Source organism: Prosthecobacter sp. (assembly GCF_044373815.1).
Classification (GTDB): Bacteria; Verrucomicrobiota; Verrucomicrobiia; order Verrucomicrobiales; family Verrucomicrobiaceae; genus Prosthecobacter.
The window spans coordinates 1-3,750 of the sequence record NZ_JBIPNG010000570.1 but is presented as its reverse complement, the minus strand read 5'-3'; the positions used below and the strand labels follow the sequence as shown (position 1 = coordinate 3,750).

At 59.8% G+C, this 3,750-nt stretch carries 6 protein-coding genes; 1 reads left to right on the top strand and 5 read right to left on the bottom strand.

Translation table 11 applies throughout. The features are described from left to right. From dgt to ACIREA_RS28360, 5 genes are all read right to left on the bottom strand, one after another. The coding region (gene dgt, locus ACIREA_RS28380; RefSeq protein WP_397385689.1) for a dGTP triphosphohydrolase at nucleotides 1-853 on the bottom strand (853 nt) is incomplete at its 3' end. A gap of 53 nt (nucleotides 854-906) precedes the next feature. Beyond that, on the bottom strand, nucleotides 907-1,101 hold the full coding sequence (locus ACIREA_RS28375; RefSeq protein WP_397385688.1) for a hypothetical protein: 195 nt from the start codon (nucleotides 1,099-1,101) through the stop codon (nucleotides 907-909). A gap of 39 nt (nucleotides 1,102-1,140) precedes the next feature. Continuing rightward, the gene (locus ACIREA_RS28370) at nucleotides 1,141-1,509 is read right to left on the bottom strand and encodes a CoA-binding protein (protein WP_397385687.1); all 369 of its coding nucleotides are present in this window, start codon (nucleotides 1,507-1,509) and stop codon (nucleotides 1,141-1,143) included. Beyond that, nucleotides 1,506-1,859 (bottom strand): hypothetical protein, encoded by a 354-nt coding sequence (locus tag ACIREA_RS28365; RefSeq protein WP_397385686.1) that lies wholly within the window; start codon nucleotides 1,857-1,859, stop codon nucleotides 1,506-1,508. The genes ACIREA_RS28370 and ACIREA_RS28365 overlap by 4 nt, the downstream gene beginning before the upstream one ends. 6 nt (nucleotides 1,860-1,865) lie before the next feature. After that, nucleotides 1,866-3,194 carry a c-type cytochrome domain-containing protein gene (locus ACIREA_RS28360; protein ID WP_397385685.1) on the bottom strand — a complete coding sequence of 443 codons (1,329 nt, stop codon included), beginning with the start codon at nucleotides 3,192-3,194 and terminating at the stop codon, nucleotides 1,866-1,868. 77 nt (nucleotides 3,195-3,271) lie between these two features. Here ACIREA_RS28360 and ACIREA_RS28355 point away from each other — a divergent pair. Next, nucleotides 3,272-3,750: creatininase family protein (locus tag ACIREA_RS28355; RefSeq protein ID WP_397385684.1), on the top strand; the 479-nt coding region annotated here is incomplete at its 3' end.

The window sequence follows — 3,750 nt, the reverse complement described above, 5'->3', positions numbered from 1 at the left end:
CACCGATGAGGCGGTTCAAGCGGCCTTCGACGCGGTTTTCACGAACAGCTTTGCAGAGGAACTCCAGGTCGGTCTGGTCGGCCTCTGAAAGCTCCTGATCCCCTGCCCAACGCTCCATCCGCTGTACGTTGATGAATCCAGCGTGAATGCCGTCGGCAATGTCATTGAGCGAGTATGCGGTGTCGTCCGCCCAGTCCATGATCTGGCACTCGATGCTGCGGAAGCCGTTGCGCACCTTGCCGGGGGTGAGTTCCAGCGGGAAGGCCTGGCCGCCGAGGGTGAAATCGAGCCAGCGTTCCTGTTCGTCGTAGAGGTAGTGGTTCTTTGCATGCGGGGTCTCGGTATGCAGGGTTTTGTATTTCAGGACGCCATCCAGCAGAGCCCGGGTGGGGTTCATGCCGCTGCGGCCTTCGCTGAAGAGTGTTTGCGTCAGGATGCGAAGGGTCTGCGCATTGCCCTCGAAGCCGCCGTAGGGGGCCATGAGGTGGTGGAGGGTGCGCTCCCCGGCATGGCCGAAGGGAGGGTGGCCGAGGTCGTGGCTGAGGCAGGCGCTTTCGACGAGATCGGAGTCGATGAAGCACTCATCATCCAAGTGCTGGCTCTGCTGGGTGAGCCAGCCGCAGATGCTGCGCCCGATCTGCGCCACTTCGATGCTGTGGGTCAGGCGGGTGCGGTAGAAATCGTACTCGCCGGACAAGAAGACCTGGGTCTTGTTTTGCAGACGGCGGAAGGCGCTGCTGTGGATGATGCGGTCGCGGTCGATCTGGAACGGGCTGCGATACTCACCGGCATGGGCAGGGCGTGAATCGAGCGTTTCGAGGTCGAAGGAATTGTAGAAGCGGTTCGCGGGCATGCAGTGGGTACCGCGATGCTAGCAGGTCGTGGCGGGCGGGCAAGGCTGCTGCTTCAGCGATCCCTGCGGAAGGCAAACTGCTCTGGAGGCACCTGATTCCCGTCGTCCGCATCTCTTTGGCGGCGTTTGCCACCGACGAAGGCGGGCTTGAAGGGCAGGTGCTGCGCCTTTTCGATCTCGTCATCGGTCACGCCCTTGGCCCGCAGGCGGCTGCGTTCGTAGATGCGATATTTCTGGATCTCTAACATGGGGGTTGTGGACTGAGACTCCCAAGCAAGGAGCGGTGTTCAAAACTGCCCCGTGTTTAACAGCACCAAAGTGCAGGCTTCCTCGCAGGCAATTCCGGCTTTTTGCAAAGCGTCTGTCAGCGTCGCATTTTCCGCGCCAGGATTAAAGATTATCCTGCGCGGCTTGAGCGTGATCAGCTTATCCTGCAATCCGGATGAGATGGCTGCGCCGACATACATCGTCACCGTATCCACCGATCCGGTAATCAAGCTCACATCGGCCACCACGGGGATGCCCTCGATCTCAGCCAGTTTGGGATGCACGGGCACGACTTCATGTCCGTGCTTTCTCAGCATGAGCAAAGCGCGATGGCTGTAACGCTCGGGGTTGTTGCTGGCACCGATGATGACGACGCGTTCCATACTCATGATTTTTGATCCTCCTCATCCAGATGAAACAGATGCAGGGCGCGATGCGCCGCTGGTGCGAGCACGATGCCCATGACCGAAATGAAGACGAGTCCGCTGAAGAGGGCGTAGAAAGAGGCGAAGAGCTTGGCAGCGTCCGACGGCAGGTCTCCCATGGGACCCATGCCGCCCAGAATCATGGAAGCGTTTAAAAGGCTGTCGATCCAACTGAATTTGGCGATGTAATGATAGCCCAGGATGCCGATGCCCAGTGCCACACCGATCACGATCAGCGCGATGGAGGCATACTTGATCACCCGCTGGATGAAAACCAAACGCGGGGCGAGAGGATCGGTGCGTGATTCAAACATGGCGAGCTACCATCCCGGAGAGGCCAGGAATTGCAACACCGGCTCAGCCTTTCCGAGTTCATTGATGCGAACCGTGCCGTCGTGACAGCCGGTGATGATCCGTGTGAGTTTGTCGATGCGTTGCACCTGCAGCACATTCACGCGGTCTCCATACAGCGTGATCTTGTCCTTCGTTTTGCGGGCTTTGGCATCCATGGAAACCACCGAACCGCTGCCCATGGCGGCGAGGGGTGTCCCGGCATCCAGAAAGCCCAGCGCCAGCATTTCGGTGCGGCCGCCCGGCCTCAGAGTGCCGTCTTTCGCTGCATCGCCATTGCGATCCCAACGGCGGATATTGCCCTCGACATCCCCGCTGAGGGTTTCCTTGCTGTCTGGGGAGAAGGCCACGCTGAGCACTGCGGAGTCATGGCCAGTGAAGGTGGCCTCGATTTCTCCTTTGGCAGCGTCAATGCGCTTGGCAGTACGATCACGGCTGGCGGTGGCGATGTGCTGGCTGTCTGGAGAGAAGGCCATGCCCATGATCCAGTCCGCGTGCGGCTCTGTCTGCCATTTCAGTTTGCCGGAGGGAAGTTCGAAACAGCGCACTTGATTGTCGGCACCGCCGCAGGCGAGCAGTTTGCCATCCGGACTGGCCACCATGGCCAGCACGCAGTCGCGCGCGCTCACCAGACGCTTGCGTTCCTTTGGCTGCGACGGATTGACCAACCATACTTCCCCTGAGCGCCCGGGGACGCCGCCAGCAACAGCGAGTTGATTTTCGGTGATCCAGGCCAGAGCGAGGGTGCGCTCGGGCATGCCATCGATGCGCGCAGTGAGTTTGCCCGATGCGACATCCCAGAGAGTTGTTTCAAAATAGCCGCTGCAGGCGAGCGTGCTCCCAGCGGGATTCAGGGCGAGAGCGGTGACTGGGAGAGGACGTGGGTATTTCGCAGGTGCTTGAGTTTTTTCCGTTTCTGGTACGATGGCGCGCAGGGCCGCTTTTTTATCGGCGACGTCCAGTTTGGCACCGCTGGCGATCCATTCGCGAATCAGCTTTGTTTCCTTTTCGGGGAGGGCATCGGCTTTCTTGGGCATGCGGTCGTCTTCCTCATGGGTGGCGATCAGCCGGTAGATCTCGCTTTCGTCCGGCTTGCCCGCCACAACGGGCGCAGTCTCGCTGTCGCCCGCCTTGAGCATGAGCTCCACGGTGTCCAGACGGTAACTGCCCTTGGCCTTTCCGGAGCGGTGACACTCCACGCACTGATCAATCAAAACAGGGGCGATCTGCCTGGAGAATGAAATCTCGGCAGCGGTGGCAAAGGCTGTCAGGGTGAGAAATAGCAGCGTGCGAAGCATGGGGCGGAGAGAAACGTTCCTTGTGGCCGAGTTTGTCGGACGTTGCATCCATCGTTTGCCTCTTTTACATGCCACCCATGAGCCCGAGACCCTGGATCATTGCCGAAACAAACTGGAAAAACGTCAAAGCCACGCGCTATGAAGCCGCCGTGCTCCCATGGGGCGCGACGGAGGCGCACAACTGGCACCTGCCCTACGCGACGGATTCGCTGCAAAACGACGCCATCGCCGCCGAGGCGGGCCGCATCGCGTGGGAGGCGGGAGCCAAGGTGGCCATTTTACCGAACATGCCTTTCGGGGTGCAGACGGGACAGCTCGACGTGCCGTTCTGCATCAACATGAATCCGACCACGCAGATGATGGTGCTCGAAGATGTCATCAGCAGCCTCGAAGGCGTGGGCGTGATGAAATTCGTGATCCTCAACGGGCATGGAGGCAATGACTTCCGCCAGATGCTGCGTGAGCTGCAGGCGAAGCACCCCAAGATGTTTCTCTCCACGGTTTCCTGGTTCAATGCGGTGAAGGGCGATGACATTTTCAACATCGTGGGGGACCA

Excerpts from the sequence above, each read along its gene's own strand:
- ACIREA_RS28375 (WP_397385688.1), bottom strand. The coding sequence starts at position 1,101 with ATGTTAGAGATCCAGAAATATCGCATCTACGAACGCAGCCGCCTGCGG.
- ACIREA_RS28370 (WP_397385687.1), bottom strand. The coding sequence starts at position 1,509 with ATGAGTATGGAACGCGTCGTCATCATCGGTGCCAGCAACAACCCCGAG.
- ACIREA_RS28365 (WP_397385686.1), bottom strand. The coding sequence starts at position 1,859 with ATGTTTGAATCACGCACCGATCCTCTCGCCCCGCGTTTGGTTTTCATC.
- ACIREA_RS28360 (WP_397385685.1), bottom strand. The coding sequence starts at position 3,194 with ATGCTTCGCACGCTGCTATTTCTCACCCTGACAGCCTTTGCCACCGCT.